Here is a 19,147-nt window from a genome sequence, read left to right as displayed (position 1 = left end):
CTTTTACATAAACATCACAGAATGAAAACATAGATAAAGAAACCCTTCCATAAAGGTGGTGAGTACGATCGAATTAAATAAACGGCAAGAACAAATTTTACAGATTGTAAAGGAAAACGGCCCGATTACCGGAGAGCATATCGCAGAACAGCTCAATTTAACGAGGGCCACGCTGCGGCCGGACTTGGCCATACTCACCATGTCAGGCTTCTTAGAGGCCCGTCCGCGGGTCGGTTATTTTTATACGGGGAAAACGGGAAATCAGCTGCTTGCGGATAAACTGAAAAAGCTGCAAGTGAAAGATTTTCAATCGATCCCTGTTGTCATCAATGAGAATGTCTCGGTATACGATGCCATCTGCACAATGTTTTTAGAAGATGTCGGCACGTTATTTGTCGTAGATCGTGATGCTGTCTTAGTCGGTGTGCTGTCACGCAAAGATTTGCTGCGGGCGAGCATCGGCCAGCAGGAACTTGCCTCAATACCGGTTCATATTATCATGACAAGAATGCCGAATATCGCCGTCTGCCGGCGTGACGATTATGTGATGGACATCGCCAAGTATTTAATTGAAAAACAGATCGATGCCCTGCCCGTTATTAAAGATACGGATAAAGGCTTTGAGGTCATCGGCCGGTTTACCAAAACGAATATGACTAGGATACTTGTCAGTTTATCAGAAAATGAAATCATATAAGCTTGAAAACTAACGGGGGGATAACATGGACAATCGCATCATTTATGTAGTATCAGACTCAGTCGGAGAAACCGCCGAACTCGTTGTAAAAGCCTCGCTCAGCCAGTTTAACGGCTCAGCAGATGATACGCATATCAGAAGAATACCTTATGTGGAAGATATCGGCACCATTAATGAAGTCGTGTCTCTCGCCAAAGCGGACGGCGGCATTATTTGTTTTACGCTCGTTGTTCCTGAAATGCGCAAATACCTGGTTGAACAAGCGGAAAAAGCGAATGTGCTGTATTACGATATTATCGGTCCGCTCATCGATAAAATGGAATCGGCTTACGGTCTGACCGCTAAATATGAACCGGGCCGCGTCCGCCAGCTTGATGAAGATTATTTCAAAAAGGTCGAGGCGATCGAGTTTGCCGTCAAATATGACGATGGCAGAGATCCAAGAGGCATTTTAAAAGCCGATATCATCCTGCTCGGAGTATCCAGAACGTCTAAAACCCCATTATCACAATATCTTGCCCATAAGCGTCTGAAAGTGGCCAATGTGCCGATCGTTCCTGAGGTCGATCCGCCGGAAGAACTGTTCAGCGTTGATCCGAAAAAATGCATCGGCTTAAAAATCAGCCCTGATAAACTGAACCATATACGAAAAGAACGGTTAAAATCTCTCGGCTTAAATGACAAAGCCATTTACGCCAATATCAACAGAATTAAAGAAGAGCTGGAGTATTTTGAGAAAATCGTGGACCGGATCGGCTGCCAAGTCGTTGACGTTTCGAATAAAGCGGTCGAGGAAACAGCGAACATCATTCATCACCTCAAAACAAAGGGCCGATAACTCAGGACGCTTTATCCTGGGTTTTTGGGTATGCAAATAGGGAATAAACAAAAAGGATGGCATCTTCGCGAAGTTTGTATTATAATAAAAAATTGTGATAAAATGTTTATTTTTAGGTTTAAGCTTCGTGTGATACGAATAAACTATTATGGGTAAGATGTCAAGAATAACTCCCGGAAATTTTTCGACAAAGCTCAAAATAGATCCGCAGTCATGGAGCATATGCGATTTCGCTTGTTTTTATGCAGGAGATTGATGGAGGGATGGAGAATTAGTCTTCTAAATGAAAAAGAAAAGACGATTTTTGTCGATGCAGACGCATGCCCCGTAAAAGAGGAAATAATGCTCATTGCATCGCAATACAGCGTTCGGGTTATTTTCGTCGCATCATTTGAACACTACCAGCTTTCCAGAAGCAAAGACGAGAACTGGGTATACGTTGATCCTCATAAAGAAGCGGCAGATTTATATATCGCAAACCATGTGAGATCGGGAGATGTCGTAGTCACGCAGGATATCGGTTTAGCCTCTCTTTTGCTGAACAGAAATATTGCCGTCTTATCGGAAAGGGGCCGTTCTTATACTGAAGACACGATTGACTTCGCTCTGATGAGCCGTCATATGTCAGGCAAAATGAGAAGAAGCGGCATTCATTCCAAAGGACCTAAAAAATTAAATAAAGAAGATCGGAATCGATTTGTTACCCTGCTTAAAAAAATCCTGTCGAATGATGAAGGGATTTCAAATCAAAGCATCGAATAATGTACGACGGAGTGTTATAAGATGGGAAACCGCATACCAGATGAAGTAGTTAATCAGGTGCAGCAGTCAGCAGACATTGTTGAAGTCATAGGTGATTATGTCCAATTGAAAAAGCAAGGCCGCAACTACTTTGGGCTCTGTCCGTTTCACGGGGAAAACACGCCCTCGTTTTCCGTCTCCAGCGATAAGCAGATCTTTCATTGCTTCGGATGCGGGGCGGGCGGGAACGTTTTCTCTTTCTTACGGCAGATGGAAGGCTATTCATTTACGGAAGCTGTTTCTCACCTTGCGGATAAATATCAGATTGATTTCCCTGATGATATAACGATTCACTCTGCATCCAGGCCGGAATCTTCCGGAGAGCAGAAGATGGCGGAAGCCCACGAGCTTTTGAAGAAATTTTACCATCATTTGCTAATAAATACAAAGGAAGGCCAGGAAGCGTTAGATTACCTTTTATCAAGGGGTTTTACGAAAGAGCTCATAGATGAGTTTGAAATCGGCTACGCGCTGGATTCCTGGGATTTCATGACGAAATTCTTGAAAAAGCGCGGTTTTGAGGAAGAACTGATGGAAAAAGCGGGTCTGCTGATCAGAAGGGAAGACGGCAGCGGGTATTTTGACCGTTTCAGAAACAGAATTATGTTTCCCATTCATGATCACCACGGAGCCGTGGCGGCTTTTTCAGGAAGGGCGCTCGGAAGCCAGCAGCCGAAATATATGAACAGCCCGGAAACGCCGCTGTTTCATAAATCTAAGCTGCTGTATAACTTTCATAAAGCGCGCCTGCCGATCAGGAAAGAGGAGAGAGCCGTTCTGTTTGAAGGCTTCGCTGACGTCATATCCGCCGTCAGCTCAGGCGTAAAAGAAAGTATCGCCACAATGGGGACGTCGCTCACCGAAGAACATGTGAAAATTCTCAGGAGAAATGTTCAGGAGGTCATTCTCTGCTACGATTCGGATAAAGCCGGGTACGAAGCTACGCTGAAAGCGGCCGGCCTGCTTCAGAAAGCCGATTGTAAGGTAAGAGTAAGCATGCTGCCTGACGGGCTTGATCCTGATGATTATATCAGAACCCGGGGCGGAGAAAAATTCCGGACCGATATCATTGATGCAAGCGTTACGGTCATGGCTTTTAAAATGCAATATTTCCGCAAAGGGAAAAACTTATCTGACGAAGGAGACCGGCTCGCTTACATGAAAGAAGTGCTGAAAGAAATCAGCGCTCTTTCCGGGTCGCTTGAGCAGGAAATGTATGTGAAGCAGCTCGCCTCAGAATTTTCTCTTTCGGTAGAATCTTTGACGGAACAGCTTTCCATCTACGCCAGACAAAACGCCCCCGGCGACAAAAACGCCGAACCGCAGACAAGACGGGCCCGGGTGACGACAAAAGCAAAACGGCGCCGTCTCCGTCCCGCCTATGAGAACGCGGAAAGACTTCTGCTCGCTCATATGCTGAGAGACCGAAACGTCATAAAGAAAGTGATTGAGCGTGTCGGCTTTGAATTTAACATTGACGGACATCGTGCGCTGGCAGCATACCTGTACGCTGTTTATGAAGAGGGCGCTGACATGACGCCGCAGCATCTTATGGCGAGAATGCAGGATGAGGAAATCAGCCAGCTGCTTTCAGATATAGGGATGCTCCAAGTAAACGAGGAGCTCTCAGAGGCCGAGTTATCCGATTACGTAAAAAAAGTGTTGGATCACCGAAAATGGTCAATGATAAAGGAAAAAGAAGCAGAAAGAGCGGATGCGGAGAGGCAGAAAGACTTCGTGAAAGCTGCGTCTCTGGCTCAAGAAATTGTTGCATTGAACCGATCATTAAAGTAACACCACAAAGAGGCTTGCGTTCTGATTGGCAATGATTCCTTGCGGAGGAGCAAATAGATCGCTTAACCTCATCATGAATTGTCATTTATTATCCGCAGCCCTGCATGCTGAAAAAGAGAGAAGGCTTCCGGGTCGGATAAGAAACATACCGCTTTTAGAATTCGTTGCAAGCTTTGGAAGGAGGGATCCATAATGGCTGATAAACAAACCCACGAAACAGAAACAGAACTTACATTAGACCAGGTAAAAGAACAGCTTACTGAAACTGGAAAAAAACGTGGCGTTTTAACATATGAAGAAATTGCTGAACGCATGTCCAGCTTTGAAATTGAATCAGACCAAATGGATGAGTATTATGAATTTTTAGGAGAACAAGGTGTTGAATTAATTAGTGAAAATGAAGAAACGGAAGATCCTAATATTCAACAGCTTGCCAAAGCCGAAGAAGAATTTGACCTTAATGACCTCAGCGTACCGCCTGGCGTAAAGATCAATGATCCAGTCCGCATGTACCTTAAGGAAATCGGACGGGTAAATCTTCTTTCTGCTAAAGAAGAAATCACCTACGCTCAAAAAATTGAAGAGGGTGACGAGGAATCTAAACGCAGACTGGCTGAAGCAAACCTTCGTTTAGTTGTCAGCATTGCTAAACGGTATGTCGGCCGCGGCATGCTTTTCTTAGACTTGATCCAAGAAGGAAACATGGGTCTCATGAAAGCCGTCGAGAAGTTTGACTACCGTAAAGGATATAAATTCAGTACGTATGCGACTTGGTGGATCAGACAGGCGATTACACGCGCCATCGCTGACCAGGCGAGAACAATCCGTATCCCGGTTCACATGGTGGAAACCATCAACAAATTAATCCGGGTGCAGCGTCAGCTTCTTCAGGATCTTGGCAGAGAGCCGACACCGGAAGAGATTGCTGAAGACATGGATCTTACACCTGAAAAAGTCCGTGAAATATTAAAAATTGCTCAAGAGCCTGTTTCTTTAGAAACGCCGATCGGTGAAGAAGACGACTCACATCTCGGTGATTTCATCGAAGACCAGGAAGCGACATCTCCGTCGGATCATGCGGCATATGAGCTTTTAAAAGAACAGCTGGAAGATGTGCTGGATACGTTGACAGATCGTGAAGAAAACGTGCTGCGTCTCCGTTTCGGTCTGGATGACGGACGCACAAGAACTTTGGAAGAAGTAGGCAAAGTGTTTGGAGTAACGAGAGAGCGTATTCGCCAAATTGAAGCAAAAGCGCTTCGCAAATTGAGACATCCGAGCAGAAGCAAACGTCTGAAGGATTTTCTCGAATAGAATGGAACGGGTCTTTTTGATCCGTTCTTTTTTATGTATAAGATATATGGATAATATACCTTTATTTTACTGGATAAGCATATGTTTTGCAAATGAGTTTGGAAAAAATGCGGCATGTCCTGAAAGGGGGAAAATGAGATAAGTTTATTTATATTCTTTATTGTAAGCGTATACAATTCATTATACAATAGAATAAAGATAATTTTGTGATAAACAAAACAGTTATTTTTGCTTTTTGTATAAATTGTGAAATCAATGAAATTGCTGAGCAAGACCATTTACTTTTTGTAAAAATAAGTTAGAATTAGAAGTGTTTACATAGGGGGAGAATGAATAAGGGGGATGGAGATATGAAGTGGAATCCGCTGATTCCTTTTTTGCTCATTGCAGTGCTGGGAATAGGGCTGACTTTCTTTTTAGCTGTAAAAGGCAATGGAGATGCGCATCAGATCGCAAGCGGCGGTGAAAGCAAAAATGCCGAGAAGGAAACTGCAAACGCTTCACCTGAAGAGATTTATAAAGCGAACTGCATCACCTGTCACGGGGAAAACTATGAAGGTGTTTCAGGGCCGAACTTAAAAGGCGTCGGCAAAAGAAAAGATGTCGCTGAGATTAAAACAAAAATTGAAAAAGGCGGCAACGGGATGCCCGCAGGCCTTGTGCCGGCCGAAAAACTGGATGACATGGCAAAATGGGTTTCTGACATTAAATAAAGCTTTACCGGTCCCTATATAAAAGACATATGAAAAACTCTATCCGCCGCTTGGATTCCGGGCGGTTTTTTTATATGATAGTAAAGGAAAAAGAACCTGAGAAAAGTTGTGATATTGTGAATGAAATGAAGTTATCTAAAAGATTGCAGTCTGTGGCGGAATATATCCCTCCGGGTGCCCTGGTTGCTGATATCGGGTCGGACCACGCGTATCTTCCTTGCTATGCCGTTTTGAATCATTTGGCAAGCCGGGCAATCGCCGGTGAAATTACAGACGGACCGTTTCTATCCGCCAAACAGCAGGTGGAAAAACTGGACTTAAGCACTCTTATCTCCGTAAGGAAAGGTGACGGGCTGAGCGTCCTTAAAAAAGGAGAAGCCGGCGCCATTACAATCGCTGGCATGGGCGGAGCGCTGATCGCTCATATTTTGGAGTCCGGAAAAACGAAATTGACGGGGCGTGAACGGCTGATTCTGCAGCCGAATATTCATGCCGTTCATATAAGAGAGTGGCTGTATCAGGAAGGCTATGAATTGATTGATGAAGTGATTCTCGAAGAAGACGGAAAGTGTTATGAGATCCTCGTTGCGGAAACTGGCGACCGTGATGCGCCGTATCGGGACGTGCCGATGGCTGCCGGAATGCTTGCGGGTCCGTTTTTATTAAAAGAGAGGAATGAAGTGTTTCTTCGGAAATGGAGCCAGGAACTTAAGCATACTGAACAAATTTATGAACAGATCAGCCGCAGCGCAAAGCATGAAAGTCATGAAAAATTAGCTGAATTGAAAGAGCGGATTTCTCTGCTGAAGGAGGTAATCGGACATGCCTAAACATGTAAACGGACAGGAAATCATCCAGCTGTTTGAACAATTTTCACCGAAGGCTTTTGCGGTGGAAGGAGATAAAATCGGCCTGCAGATCGGTACATTGAATAAGCCGGTGAAAAATGTCATGGTGACACTGGATGTTCTGGAACAAACGGTAGATGAAGCCATTGAGAAAAAAGTTGACTTAATTATCGCCCACCATCCGCCGATTTTTCGGCCGCTTAAACAGATCACCACTGATCAGCCTGGCGGAAGACTGATTGAGAAATGTATAAAGCATGATATTGCCGTATATGCGGCTCATACGAATCTTGATGTAGCGGACGGCGGTGTGAATGACCTGCTTGCCGAAGCTCTCGGCCTGACAGACACAGAAGTGCTCGTCCCGACATATTCGGACCCGTTGAAAAAGCTTGCCGTATATGTTCCGAAAGACTATGAAGAAGCTGTAAGAACCGCACTTGGCAACGCCGGAGCGGGACATATCGGCAATTACAGCCATTGCGCGTTCTCCTCTGAGGGAATCGGCAGCTTTAAGCCGCTGGACGGGGCAGAACCGTTTATCGGACAGACGGGAGAGCTGGAGCTCGTCCATGAAGTGAGACTTGAGACCGTTTTTCCGGCAAGTATGGAGAAAACCGTCGTAAAAGCGCTGAAAAAAAGCCATCCGTATGAAGAGGTGGCATATGATATTTATCCAGTGGAGCAGTCTCCGCTTGAAAAAGGGCTCGGCCGCATCGGAAAACTTCAGCAAGACATGACGCTTGAAGAGTTTGCGCTGTTTGTGAAAGAAAAGTTTGACGTTAACGGAGTCCGGATGGTCGGAGAGCGAAACAGCAAGGTGAAAAAAGTCGCGGTTCTTGGCGGTGACGGAAATAAATATATTTATCAGGCAAAGCGGAAGGGTGCAGATGTTTACGTGACGGGCGATCTTTATTTCCATGTAGCGCATGATGCGATGATGATGGGATTAAACGTTGTGGATCCGGGGCATTATGCTGAAAAGATCATGAGAAAAGGCACGGCTGAGAAGCTTACGGCAATGGCCGGGGAGAAAAACTATGATGTGCGCATTTTCGCTTCTGAAACAGATACAAACCCATTTACCTTCTTATAAAAAACTGAGGCCCCGGGCCTCAGTTTTTTATTTTTACTTTCGGAAGGATTTTTTTAAGCGGCACACTGTGTTCAAGCTGCCATGTCGATTCATCGTTGTGGTCAAACTGCTCTAAAAAGCGGATGACTTCCTTTGTAATCGGTGTCGGTGTTGATGCGCCTGCGGTAACGGCGACGGTATTGACGTCTTTCAGCCATTCGAGCTTCAGTTCACTGATGTCTCCGATTCGGTAGGCTTTTGTTCCGGCGATTTCTTCTGACACTTGCGCCAGTCTGTTGGAGTTATTGCTTTTCGGGTCACCGACAACAATGGTTAAGTCCGCTTTTTTTGCCTGCTCTGATACAGCTTCTTGACGAACCTGTGTGGCCAGGCAGATTTCCTGATGGTATTCCACGTACGGGTACTTTTCTTTGACTGATTCCATAATATCGTGGACGTCCCACTGGGACATTGTCGTTTGGTTTGTAACGATTAATTTCTCAGCCTGAATATCGAGATTTCTCACGTCTTCCTCTGTTTCAACGAGATGAACGATTTCAGGAGCGACGCCGACGGCTCCTTCAGGCTCGGGGTGGCCTTTTTTACCGATGTATATGACGTGATAACCTTCAGCTTTTACTTTTCGGATTAAGTCATGTGTTTTCGTGACGTCCGGGCATGTGGCGTCAATCGTAACAAGCCCTTTTTCCTCAGCGGCTTTTCTTACTTCCGGAGATACCCCGTGAGCCGTGAAAATAACGGTTCCTTTTTCCACCTGCTTTAAAATCTCCAGACGGTTTGTGCCGTCAAGCGTGTAAATGCCGTCTTCTTCAAACGCATCTGTGACATGCTTATTATGAACAATCATTCCCAGTATATATATAGGTCTTGGCAGTGTTTTATCGAGTGACGCGTTTTTGGCTATGACCATGGCATCAACAACGCCGTAACAGTAGCCGCGCGGCGATATTTTGATAACGTCCAATGTAGATGTCCTCCTATCAAAAGTGAGTGTAGAGGCAATATAAAAAGCCGTAGTTAAACGGCTCAAATCTTGCATTCTTCTGATCTCATTATAGCTAATCTTTCGTGAGATATCAAAGAATGTTAAATATATAATTTCGGCTTTGATCTGCCCGATGTTCTTTTTGGACGCGGCTGTTCCGCTGAGTCCGCCTGTGCGGCGTCTTTTTCTTTTGAAGCGGATGCTTTTTCAGACGTCTTCTTTGATGTTTTGGATGAGGCGTCTGATTTGTTTTCGTCTTCTGTTTCATCTGTTTTTTCAGCTTCATCCTTTTTGTCCTGTTCGTCTGTTTCTTTCGTCTCGTCAGATTCATTCTCGTCATCACTGCTGCTTAATTGGCTGTAAAGCTTCATCATGGCGGGCAGACTCCGTACTAAAGGACCGTACTGCTGGATCATCGGCGTAACCTGCTGCGCCACGCCGAGCACCTTCTGAACGTTGCCGAGCATGCTCGACAGGGATGCCGGACTTGCCAGGTTCTGTATTCCCTGCAGTCCTGCACCTGCTCCTCCGCTGGCCGCCGCCGGTGCCGACGCGGCAGCGCTTCCTCCTCCTGAACCGGGTAAAAAACGGGAAAGCATCCCTTTTAAGCCCCCTCCGCCCGTGCCTGCGTTTCTCAGGCCCGCTCCGGCAATCTGCTGCTGAGGGAAAAGCTGCCGTCCCTGCTGCATCAGCTGCCGTCCCGGCAATGACGGTCTTCCTCCCATCATCATACGCGGATTCATAAACGGCCGGCCCTGCTGCGCCATATTTCTCATCGGCTGCTGTGGAAACATACTTGTACCTCCTTTCTGTCTCTCTGCTATTACAATATGCATCGGAGGGGGCATTTGCTTTTCTGTCTCGAAAACAGGATTCCCCCAAGACATGGTGTTTTTAAGTAAAATCGGTTATAATGTGATGATGGACACAGAATGTGCCGCTTTAAGGAGCTGGGAAAAATGAAAGAAACTAAATTTGATGGATACAACTTAAAACCGTTTATTATAGATGCAGTTCACCGCCTTGGTTTTTATGAACCGACAGATATTCAAAAGCGTCTGATACCTGCCGTACTGAAAAACGAAAGCGTGATCGGGCAGTCCCAGACGGGGACGGGGAAAACTCACGCCTATTTATTGCCAATTTTGAATCGGATTGATCCGGGTTCTGATACGGTACAGGCTGTTATCACGGCGCCGACGAGAGAGCTTGCCAATCAGATTCATCAGGAAGCGCTCAAAATCACACAGGGTGCGGAAGATGAGCCGATCCGGACAAAATGCTTCATCGGCGGGACGGACAAGCAAAAATCAATTGATAAGCTGAAAACACAGCCTCATCTCGTCGTCGGAACGCCGGGCCGGATCGCGGATCTGATTAAGGCGCAGGCATTGAACGTCTATAAAGCGCAGTCTCTCGTCATTGACGAAGCTGATCTGATGCTTGATATGGGCTTTTTAGAAGACGTTGATTACATCGGATCGCGTATGCCGGAAGAACTGCAGATGCTTGTGTTCTCAGCTACGATTCCGGAAAAGCTGAAGCCGTTTTTGAAAAAGTATATGGAAAATCCGAAGTACGCGCATGTTGAGCCGAAAAGAATCACAGCCGAAAAGATTGAACATGTGTTGGTTCCTTCTAAACAGCGTGATAAAGACAAACTGCTTTTTGATATGATGTCTCATCTGAATCCTTATCTGGGCATTGTGTTTGCAAATACGAAAAACACGGCTGACCATATTGCGAAATACCTGACTGAAAAGGGCATGAGGATCGGTCTTCTGCACGGGGGATTAACGCCGCGTGAGCGTAAGAAGGTAATGAAGCAGATTAATGATCTGGAATTTACTTATGTCATTGCAACAGACCTTGCGGCAAGAGGAATTGACATTAAAGGCGTAAGCCACGTCATCAACTACGAGCTTCCGGACGATCTGGATTTTTATGTTCACCGTGTCGGAAGAACTGCACGCGCAGGTTCATCAGGCCAAGCACTGACCATTTATGAGCTTTCTGACGAAGATGCGCTCGTAAGACTCGAAAAGATGGGCATTGTGTTTGACTATGCGGAGCTTGTAAACGGCGAATGGAAGAAAGGCGATGACCGCCACCGCCGCAAAAAACGCAAAAAATCGGAGAATGAGGCCGACCAAATGGCGAAGCGCCTCGTGAAAAAACCGAAAAAAGTGAAGCCGGGCTATAAAAAGAAAATGAGCTACGAAATGGAAAAGATAAAAAGAAAGCAGAGAAGAAACAAATCTAACAAAGGAAAGTAGGGGAATCGGGTTGCTGAAAATAGGTTCACACGTCTCAATGAGCGGAAAACATATGCTCCTTGCCGCAAGCAAGGAAGCTGTTTCGTACGGGGCGAATACATTTATGATCTATACGGGCGCTCCCCAAAACACGCGCCGCAAAAAAATTGAAGACTTGAATATCGAAGCGGGCCGCGCCCATATGAAGGAAAACGGCATCGACGAGATTGTCGTGCATGCGCCGTACATCATTAACATCGGAAATACGACAAATCCGGCAACGTTTGAGCTGGGCGTTGATTTTCTGCGTTCTGAAATTGAAAGAACGGCAGCGATCGGCGCGAAACAGATCGTGCTTCATCCAGGAGCGCATGTCGGAGCCGGGGCTGAGACGGGCATCAAAAAAATTATTGAAGGTTTAAACGAAGTGATTGTTCCCGGGCAAAACGTGCAGATTGCGCTGGAGACAATGGCGGGCAAAGGATCAGAATGCGGGAGAAGCTTTGAAGAGCTGGCCGAGATCATTGCGGGAGTCACGCATAATGAACATCTATCCGTCTGCTTTGACACTTGCCACACCCATGACGCCGGGTATGATGTCGCTAATGATTTTGACGGTGTTCTTAACGAGTTTGATAAAATCGTCGGCATCGATCGGATAAAAGTCCTTCATGTGAACGACAGTAAAAATATCAAAGGCGCCCGGAAAGACCGCCATGAAAATATCGGGTTCGGAGAGATCGGTTTTGACGCTCTGCAGTACATCGTTCATCACGAGCAGCTTGCCGATATTCCGAAAATCCTCGAAACACCGTATGTAGGCGAAGACAAGAAAAATAAGAAGCCGCCGTACCGTTTTGAAATCGAAATGCTGAAAGAAAAGCAGTTTGATAAGGAGCTTCTTGAAAAAATATCAGCTCAATAAGAAAGAAAGGAGGGGCGGGTGTCCCTCCTTTCTTATCCTGAGAATTGATTGAAAAGTTCGTCAACTTTCCGCGCCGTTTCTTTTGAGGTTATCGTTTCCACTTTTTTCAGGAGGCGCAGCCGCTCCTGTTCATCAAAAATATTGATGTTTTTTCCGTGCATCAGAGCCGCTACCTCAGCCGCTTGACTTCTTGTAATGCTGATTCCGTATTGCTTGGAATATTTCAGCAGATCGTCCGCAGTGACTTGATTGAGCCGCTGCAAAATAATTCTTTGTATTAAAATCATCGATACTTTCACCTCTTTAGACATAATGTATTGAGCAGATCATTAAAATGTTACAGCTTTTAATGGTAAAATAAAGTTGCTTACTGTTTAAAATAGTTATTATAGGAAAGGAGATTTTATGACCCCAAATAAACAGCATAAAAGAGAATCATTTTTACACTTTATCTTCAGGGTCATTATGATTCTGATCGGGGCGGGTTCAGCCGCCGTAAGTATTGAATTGTTTCTGGTCCCTAATAATTTTATCGACGGAGGCATTATCGGTGTTTCATTAATTTTAGACCACCTCTTTATGTCCAATCCCCTCCTCAATTTTGCCTTATTCGTTGTGTTACTCAACATTCCATTTATGATTTTCGGATATAAATATATCGGAAAAACATTTCTCATCTCTACTGTTATCGGAATCGTCGGTTTAGCGCTGATTGAATCCTCATTGCACCATGTGGAGGCCATTACGACCCAGCCTATTTTGGCGACGGTATTCGGGGGGCTTTTGCTCGGTTTCGGGGTAGGCCTTGTCATCCGAAACGGAGGCTCGATGGACGGTACTGAAATCCTCGGTATCCTTCTCACGAAAAAGCTGCCCTTTTCAGTCGGGGAATTCGTTATGCTCATCAATGTGTTTATTTTCATTTGGGCCGGTTTTGTGTTCGGTCCGGAGCAGGCAATGTATTCTTTCATGACTTATTATATTGCCATGAAAACGATTGACGCCGTCATCCAGGGGCTTGATGAAACAAAAGCGGTCATTATTGTTGCAGAGCAATATGCTGAGATCTCAGATGCTATATTGCACCGGCTTGGACGGGGAACTACTAAGCTTCAGGGAAAAGGCGGATATACGGATGAAACCAAAGAAGTCATTTACGCGGTCGTGACAAGGCTTGAAGTGACTAAATTGAAATCCATTGTGTTTGAAATTGATAAAAACGCCTTTATTACGATCATGAATACCCATGAAACGAGGGGCGGTAAGTTCAAAACCGCGATTCACTAGGCTTTCATTTACTTTTCATCATTTTATAGGTATAATTTGATACATCATAAGAAAATGGCCTGCTGTTCAGACAGCTGCCATTTTCTTTTTGGAGCGATACCGTGTTGTAAAGGGGAGGTCCTCATGAACGTACAAGAAGCGTTGAACCTGCTGAAAGAAAAAGGGTATAAATATACGAGTAAGCGAGAAGACATGCTGCAGCTTTTTGCTGATTCTGATAAATATCTGACCGCCAAAAACGTGCTTGCCGCATTAAATGACGACTATCCGGGTCTGAGCTTTGATACCATATACAGAAATCTTTCGTTATATGAAGAACTCGGCATTTTGGAAACGACGGAGCTTTCCGGAGAAAAACTGTTTCGTTTTACATGCTCTTATACCCATCATCATCACCATTTTATCTGTTTAACCTGCGGGAAAACGAAGGAAATTGAGTCCTGTCCGATGGATAAGCTGCACGATGATTTGGAAGGGTATGAAATCAGCGGCCATAAGTTTGAAATTTACGGCACCTGTCCGGCGTGCCGATAAAAAACCTCCTGCTTATACAGGAGGTTTTTTCAGCTTTTGACATGCTGAAAGCTATGTTTGTTTTTATTAATCCAGGCGACGGCTTCAAGCCAATTCTGCACCCTGATAATATTGGAATCGATGGGGAGCTGATTATATGGGGAGTTAAAAAGGATAACCGGAATGTCTGCTTCTTTTGCGATCATTGTCGCATTGCCGTGGTGATCTTCGAAAAATAAATCAATGCCGTGTTTTTTGACGGCTTCCACTTTGTGATGGCCTCCGACAAGCTCAATGTGATCGTAATGAATGTCCCGGTTTGCAAACCAGTCCAGCGTAACATCTTCTAAGTGGCCGCGTCTTGCCGTAATGTAGATCAGACGGTGCTCTTCTTTCAGTCCGTCCAGTGCCTGCTTGGCAAATTCCGCGAGCTTCGCTTCTTTATATATGGCTGCTTCATGAACGTTCATCCATTCCCAAAATTCCTCGTCTGTAATGTTCAAAAGCTTCGTCAGATCATAATCAGTCATATCATCCAAGGTAATGGAAAGATGAAATGAGCGGTTTAAATAAGGGACAAATGTATCCTGTGCCGTAACTGTGCCGTCAATATCTATACCTAACCGTAACATGTCCACACTCCTATAAATTCATCCCTTCAAGTGTAACATAAACAATTAACAATACCAGAAAAGTTTAGCAAACATGAATCCGTAAAAAACGCGGAAACTAAAAAAGCTCCTTTCATAAAAGAAAAAGGGGGAATTGAAGGTGGCATACGATTACGAAAATCGAAAAGGCAACGACTACTACGTGGATCATGGATCGGAAGGAACCGATATCACGCGTGATGTTTATTCAGAAGAAACAGCGGCCGAAATCTCAGAGCCATATCGTGCTTCTGACCGGGCAGCAGACCGTGATGATAATCGGGACGGAGTAAGTGAAGGCCGGGGGATAGGGTATGCAGCATTGGCTATTTCTATCATTTCCCTGTTTGTGCTCCCTGTTTTATTAGGGGCATGCGGCATTATCGTCGGCTATATCGCCAGAAGAAGAGGAGCAGGCGCTTTAGGCGGATGGGCGATGGGAATCGGTATTGTTTCCCTTGTGCTCGGCATCTTCATTACACCGTTTTTTTAACACAACGCAAAAAAAAGCTTGGCGGAATATCCGTCAAGCTTTTTGTGTTTCTTGTTCTGCTTTTGCTTTTTCCGCTTCAAGCTTTGCGTAGTGTTCTTCTGCCAGCTTATCGATTTCTTTTTTCAGCTCTTCGACCATGGTTTCTTCAGGGACTTTGCGGACGATTTGGCCTTTGCGGAAAAGAAGTCCTTCGCCGCGCGCGCCGGCAATCCCGATATCAGCTTCTCTTGCTTCGCCCGGTCCGTTAACGGCACATCCGAGAACGGCTACTTTAATCGGCGCTTTGACTTTAGAAATGTATTCTTCCACTTCATTTGCGATGCTGATGAGATCAATTTCGATCCGTCCGCATGTCGGGCATGAAATAAGCGTAGCCGCGTTTGAAGCAAGACCGAATGATTTCAGCAGTTCTCTGGCTACTTTTACTTCTTCAACCGGGTCGGCGCTCAGAGAGATCCGGAGCGTGTTTCCGATTCCTTTGCTTAAAATCGCTCCGAGTCCGGCCGCGCTTTTTACCGTTCCGGCAAACAGCGTGCCCGATTCTGTAATTCCGAGGTGGAGCGGATAATCAAATGCTTTTGATGCTTTTTCGTATGCTTCTATGGCTAGATTGACGTCAGACGCTTTCATGCTGACGATGATGTCGTGAAAGTCAAGGTCTTCCAGGATTTTGATATGATGAAGCGCACTCTCAACCATTCCGTCAGCAGTCGGATAGCCGTATTTTTCTAAAATGCGTTTTTCCAAAGAACCCGCGTTTACGCCGATCCGGATCGGAATTCCTTTTTCTTTCGCTGCTTTTACGACGGCTTCCACTTTTTCGCGGCGGCCGATGTTTCCCGGGTTGATTCTGATTTTGTCGGCCCCGCCCTCAATTGCTTTTAATGCAAGCTTGTAGTCAAAATGAATATCGACAACGAGAGGGATGGAAATTTGTTTTTTGATGTCGGCAATCGCGTTAGCGGCGCGTTCGTCCGGACATGCCACCCGGACAATTTGGCAGCCGGCTTCGGCTAAACGGTTGATTTCCGCAACTGTTGCTTCTACGTCGTGTGTTTTGGTCGTCGTCATACTCTGAATGACGACTTCGTTATTTCCGCCTATTGTTAAAGGTCCCACTTTGACGGGACGCGTTTTTGTACGATGTGTGATTTCACTCACTTGTCAATCGCTCCTTAATTGTAGTTACCGCTTTTGCAGGCTGAGCCTTTTACATGTCAGGCAACTTCTATTTACATGTTATATTGTAACAGTGTATTTGCCGAACTGACAAGAAATTAACGTTTAATTGCGGTAGACGGGGAATTTATAAGCGGTGCCTGCCTGAATGGCGTTTGCTTTTACATTCGGATTCAGCGCTTCAAAATCTTGTGCAATATCATCTGGCGCTTTATGTGCGCCGACTATCGACATCACCGTATCGCCTTTTTTGACCGTAACCGTTCTGTATGAAGATTCCTGTCGGGCTGGCTGTGCAGCAGCTGTGTATGCTGGAAGGTCTTGAGAAGGGATCGTGCCGATTTTAAGATCGTAAAAGATAATGAATATCACAAATAAACTGCCGAATACAAAAGTAAGCCGCTTCATTCCAACCGCCTCCCGCATACATTTTTACTTCATTGTATGCTTGTCCCATTTTGTTCATGACAAAAAAGAAGACCGCCGGGGGCAGTCTTTGTTACACAGCTGTTTTTCTTGGCGGTATCTCTTTTAAGACGAGGAAAAGGATGATAAAGTTTACAAACCAATTCACTAAAAATTCACTCGGCACTGTAATAACAAGCGCGCGCATGATTGTAAAGAATATGGTCGAAAGTGTAATGGAATAAGCCGAAAGCTTCCAGAGCTGCTGGTAATTTAATGTCTTTCTTTGCGCATTTTTCAATATCAGGCCGATGACGGCGAGAAATGATACTTCAATAAATTTTCCGGCCGCTGTCATGATGAACAGCAAAACGGACAGGACGGTGACGATCATCGTTTTATTTTGGTTTAATGCTGATATGATTTCTTTTTTTGTGATATCAGCTGGCATCAGCGAATAATTCATTTCTGTCGCTTGTCCGTCTACAGCAAGCACCATTTTATTTTTCAAAATGCCGATCGCATTTTGTTTCGCCGCTATTTGTTTAGCGCCGTAAGCATCTGTCGGATCAAACACGATGACGAACCCGTTCGCTTCCGTTTCCTTAGAGGCGGACGCTTTCGTCTGCAATTCTCCGTTTGAAATGCTGAAATCAGGGAAATCTTTCTTTAACACGGTTTTGAAACCGTTCATTGAGTTTACGGTGCCGGAGCAAAGGTAATAAGCGCTTGGCAGCGTAAAAAGGACAGACAGCAAAAAGACATAAAGGATCGCTTTTCCTATCCCCTGAAACCGTGTTTTTGCAATATCTGCCGGAGAGTATGTACTTTTCAATAAAGCCGTAAATATGTTCAACATCTTCACTTCCTAGCCTAAACTGGTATATGTTGCTTATTGTATCGTTCACAGGGGATGAACACAAGTGAGAGTATTTAAAGCGGTGATAAGGAATCATACATAATAAGATAAAGTGGGAAGCGGTGATCTCCCGCAAAACAAAGGAGGGTGTTTTTGTCATGAGTGTTTTGTATTGGCTGATTATCATTGCGGTCTTCGTCATTGCTTTTATCGGGCTTGTATATCCGGTGATTCCAAGCGTTATTTTTATTGTGGCCGGTTTTCTTCTCTACGGATTTTTGTTTTCCTTCAGTCCTTATTCTTACCTGTTTTGGCTCATTGAGGCGGTATTTGCGGCGGTTTTATTCGCAGCTGATTATGTGTCAAATTTACTTGGCGTTAAAAGGTACGGAGGAAGCAGGGCGGCAATCTGGGGAAGCACGATCGGATTATTGATTGGGCCCTTCGTTATTCCCGTGGCAGGCATTATATTAGGCCCGTTTATCGGTGCTGTCTGCGCTGAGGTGTTTGTTCATCAAAAGGATATCAAGTCCGCGGCAAAAGTGGGGCTCGGCTCGTTAATCGGCTTTTTAACAAGCGTGGCGGCAAAAGGCGTCATTCAGCTCTTTATGATCGGATATTTCTTATGGACGGTGCTTTAGTTAGAAAGGTTTAATTTCGGCCGTGAACGGATAAAGTGTAATATGTCTGCTGGAATCGCCGGATTGTGAGCTTTTTCATTGATTACCACGCTTTCTTTTGTTACATTGAGATTAGAAAAGTTCGCGTTAAGCGGCATTTCAGTACATATATTTAAAGGAGGAAAAAATTATGGCTTACAAACTTCCAGAATTGCCTTACGCTTATGATGCTTTAGAACCTCATATCGATAAGGAAACGATGACGATTCACCATACGAAGCACCATAACACATACGTGACAAACCTCAACAAAGCGATCGAAGGATCTGCGCTTGCAGAGAAATCTGTAGATGAGCTTGTTGCTGATTTGAACGCAGTGCCGGAGGACATCCGCACGGCAGTCCGCAACAATGGCGGCGGACATGCAAACCACTCTTTATTCTGGACTCTTTTATCTCCGAACGGCGGAGGCGAACCGACTGGTGAGCTTGCTGAAGAGATCAAAAGCACGTTCGGAAGCTTCGATCAATTTAAAGAAAAATTCGCCGCAGCAGCTGCAGGCCGTTTCGGTTCAGGCTGGGCTTGGCTCGTTGTAAACAACGGCAAACTTGAAATTACAAGCACGCCAAACCAAGATTCACCGCTTTCAGAAGGTAAAACACCTGTTCTCGGTCTTGATGTTTGGGAGCACGCGTACTACCTGAACTACCAAAACCGCCGTCCTGATTACATTTCAGCTTTCTGGAATGTTGTGAACTGGGATGAAGTTGCCCGTCTTTACAGCGAAGCAAAATAATTGAGTTGAATGATCACAAGGTCTCCCGCGGGAGGCCTTGTTTTTTTATTGACTTTGATTCCTTTTACATATCTCAGTT

Annotated in this window: 22 protein-coding genes; 15 read left to right on the top strand and 7 right to left on the bottom strand. The window is 45.1% G+C overall.

Annotation, left to right across the window (positions count from 1 at the left end; genetic code table 11):
* The first annotated feature begins 58 nt into the window (after positions 1 to 58).
* From ccpN to NYE62_RS13145, 8 genes are all read left to right on the top strand, one after another.
* Positions 59 to 697: a transcriptional regulator CcpN gene (gene ccpN / locus NYE62_RS13180; protein WP_144464144.1), complete on the top strand. Its 639-nt coding sequence runs from the start codon at positions 59 to 61 to the stop codon at positions 695 to 697.
* A gap of 25 nt (positions 698 to 722) precedes the next feature.
* On the top strand, positions 723 to 1,535 hold the full coding sequence (locus NYE62_RS13175; RefSeq protein WP_003152991.1) for a pyruvate, water dikinase regulatory protein: 813 nt from the start codon (positions 723 to 725) through the stop codon (positions 1,533 to 1,535).
* Positions 1,536 to 1,790: 255 nt separating this feature from the next.
* Entirely contained in the window at positions 1,791 to 2,297 is a 507-nt protein-coding gene (locus NYE62_RS13170; RefSeq protein ID WP_007612647.1) for a YaiI/YqxD family protein, read from the top strand.
* A gap of 21 nt (positions 2,298 to 2,318) precedes the next feature.
* The gene (dnaG, locus tag NYE62_RS13165; RefSeq protein ID WP_007408290.1) at positions 2,319 to 4,130 is read left to right on the top strand and encodes a DNA primase; all 1,812 of its coding nucleotides are present in this window, start codon (positions 2,319 to 2,321) and stop codon (positions 4,128 to 4,130) included.
* A 192-nt stretch (positions 4,131 to 4,322) separates the two neighbouring features.
* Entirely contained in the window at positions 4,323 to 5,444 is a 1,122-nt protein-coding gene (gene rpoD / locus NYE62_RS13160; RefSeq protein WP_003152998.1) for an RNA polymerase sigma factor RpoD, read from the top strand.
* Between the two features lie 350 nt (positions 5,445 to 5,794).
* Positions 5,795 to 6,157 carry a cytochrome c550 gene (gene cccA / locus NYE62_RS13155; RefSeq protein ID WP_003152999.1) on the top strand — a complete coding sequence of 121 codons (363 nt, stop codon included), beginning with the start codon at positions 5,795 to 5,797 and terminating at the stop codon, positions 6,155 to 6,157.
* A 125-nt stretch (positions 6,158 to 6,282) separates the two neighbouring features.
* Positions 6,283 to 6,987 carry a tRNA (adenine(22)-N(1))-methyltransferase TrmK gene (locus tag NYE62_RS13150; RefSeq protein ID WP_144664016.1) on the top strand — a complete coding sequence of 235 codons (705 nt, stop codon included), beginning with the start codon at positions 6,283 to 6,285 and terminating at the stop codon, positions 6,985 to 6,987.
* The gene (locus NYE62_RS13145) at positions 6,980 to 8,101 is read left to right on the top strand and encodes a Nif3-like dinuclear metal center hexameric protein (protein ID WP_015240228.1); all 1,122 of its coding nucleotides are present in this window, start codon (positions 6,980 to 6,982) and stop codon (positions 8,099 to 8,101) included. Before NYE62_RS13150 ends, NYE62_RS13145 begins: the two co-directional genes overlap by 8 nt.
* Before the next feature lie 19 nt (positions 8,102 to 8,120).
* Here NYE62_RS13145 and NYE62_RS13140 read toward each other — a convergent pair whose 3' ends face one another.
* Together NYE62_RS13140 and vrrA are read right to left on the bottom strand one after the other, a co-directional pair.
* Positions 8,121 to 9,065: a 4-hydroxy-3-methylbut-2-enyl diphosphate reductase gene (locus NYE62_RS13140; protein WP_012118007.1), complete on the bottom strand. Its 945-nt coding sequence runs from the start codon at positions 9,063 to 9,065 to the stop codon at positions 8,121 to 8,123.
* Positions 9,066 to 9,187: 122 nt separating this feature from the next.
* Complete coding sequence (gene vrrA, locus NYE62_RS13135; RefSeq protein ID WP_342496990.1) at positions 9,188 to 9,880, bottom strand: VrrA/YqfQ family protein; 693 nt, start codon at positions 9,878 to 9,880, stop codon at positions 9,188 to 9,190.
* 165 nt (positions 9,881 to 10,045) lie between these two features.
* Between vrrA and NYE62_RS13130 the strand changes: the two genes are divergently transcribed.
* Together NYE62_RS13130 and NYE62_RS13125 are read left to right on the top strand one after the other, a co-directional pair.
* Positions 10,046 to 11,362 carry a DEAD/DEAH box helicase gene (locus tag NYE62_RS13130; protein WP_003153010.1) on the top strand — a complete coding sequence of 439 codons (1,317 nt, stop codon included), beginning with the start codon at positions 10,046 to 10,048 and terminating at the stop codon, positions 11,360 to 11,362.
* Positions 11,363 to 11,372: 10 nt separating this feature from the next.
* A complete protein-coding gene (locus tag NYE62_RS13125; RefSeq protein WP_014418398.1) occupies positions 11,373 to 12,266 on the top strand; it encodes a deoxyribonuclease IV in 894 nt (297 codons plus the stop codon).
* Between the two features lie 32 nt (positions 12,267 to 12,298).
* Here NYE62_RS13125 and NYE62_RS13120 read toward each other — a convergent pair whose 3' ends face one another.
* Positions 12,299 to 12,553 (bottom strand): DUF2624 domain-containing protein, encoded by a 255-nt coding sequence (locus NYE62_RS13120; protein ID WP_003153013.1) that lies wholly within the window; start codon positions 12,551 to 12,553, stop codon positions 12,299 to 12,301.
* 118 nt (positions 12,554 to 12,671) lie between these two features.
* On the opposite strand from NYE62_RS13120, the gene NYE62_RS13115 reads away from it, so the two are divergent.
* Positions 12,672 to 13,553 carry a YitT family protein gene (locus tag NYE62_RS13115; RefSeq protein WP_007408296.1) on the top strand — a complete coding sequence of 294 codons (882 nt, stop codon included), beginning with the start codon at positions 12,672 to 12,674 and terminating at the stop codon, positions 13,551 to 13,553.
* 123 nt (positions 13,554 to 13,676) lie between these two features.
* Positions 13,677 to 14,087: a Fur family transcriptional regulator gene (locus NYE62_RS13110; RefSeq protein ID WP_003153018.1), complete on the top strand. Its 411-nt coding sequence runs from the start codon at positions 13,677 to 13,679 to the stop codon at positions 14,085 to 14,087.
* Positions 14,088 to 14,116: 29 nt separating this feature from the next.
* Here NYE62_RS13110 and NYE62_RS13105 read toward each other — a convergent pair whose 3' ends face one another.
* Positions 14,117 to 14,698, bottom strand: coding sequence for a hypothetical protein (locus NYE62_RS13105; protein WP_342496989.1), 582 nt, complete (start codon positions 14,696 to 14,698; stop codon positions 14,117 to 14,119).
* Positions 14,699 to 14,831: 133 nt separating this feature from the next.
* Between NYE62_RS13105 and NYE62_RS13100 the strand changes: the two genes are divergently transcribed.
* Positions 14,832 to 15,209, top strand: a complete 378-nt coding sequence (locus tag NYE62_RS13100; RefSeq protein ID WP_087920773.1) for a DUF308 domain-containing protein — start codon at positions 14,832 to 14,834, stop codon at positions 15,207 to 15,209.
* Positions 15,210 to 15,242: 33 nt separating this feature from the next.
* Here the strand turns inward: NYE62_RS13100 and ispG are convergent, their stop codons facing one another.
* The 3 genes from ispG to NYE62_RS13085 form a co-directional block, all read right to left on the bottom strand.
* Complete coding sequence (gene ispG / locus NYE62_RS13095) at positions 15,243 to 16,361, bottom strand: flavodoxin-dependent (E)-4-hydroxy-3-methylbut-2-enyl-diphosphate synthase (RefSeq protein WP_169510269.1); 1,119 nt, start codon at positions 16,359 to 16,361, stop codon at positions 15,243 to 15,245.
* A gap of 132 nt (positions 16,362 to 16,493) precedes the next feature.
* The gene (locus NYE62_RS13090; protein WP_342496988.1) at positions 16,494 to 16,796 is read right to left on the bottom strand and encodes a LysM domain-containing protein; all 303 of its coding nucleotides are present in this window, start codon (positions 16,794 to 16,796) and stop codon (positions 16,494 to 16,496) included.
* Between the two features lie 91 nt (positions 16,797 to 16,887).
* Positions 16,888 to 17,649: a DUF1189 domain-containing protein gene (locus NYE62_RS13085; RefSeq protein ID WP_012118003.1), complete on the bottom strand. Its 762-nt coding sequence runs from the start codon at positions 17,647 to 17,649 to the stop codon at positions 16,888 to 16,890.
* Between the two features lie 161 nt (positions 17,650 to 17,810).
* On the opposite strand from NYE62_RS13085, the gene NYE62_RS13080 reads away from it, so the two are divergent.
* Together NYE62_RS13080 and sodA are read left to right on the top strand one after the other, a co-directional pair.
* Positions 17,811 to 18,293, top strand: coding sequence for a DUF456 domain-containing protein (locus NYE62_RS13080; protein WP_015387996.1), 483 nt, complete (start codon positions 17,811 to 17,813; stop codon positions 18,291 to 18,293).
* A 169-nt stretch (positions 18,294 to 18,462) separates the two neighbouring features.
* Positions 18,463 to 19,068: a superoxide dismutase SodA gene (sodA, locus tag NYE62_RS13075; protein WP_003153025.1), complete on the top strand. Its 606-nt coding sequence runs from the start codon at positions 18,463 to 18,465 to the stop codon at positions 19,066 to 19,068.
* Positions 19,069 to 19,147 lie beyond the last annotated feature (79 nt).

Origin of the sequence: Bacillus sp. FSL K6-2861 (assembly GCF_038630725.1) — a bacterium.
Taxonomy (GTDB): domain Bacteria; phylum Bacillota; class Bacilli; order Bacillales; family Bacillaceae; genus Bacillus; species Bacillus velezensis.
This window is presented reverse-complemented; position numbering and strand designations above follow the sequence as displayed.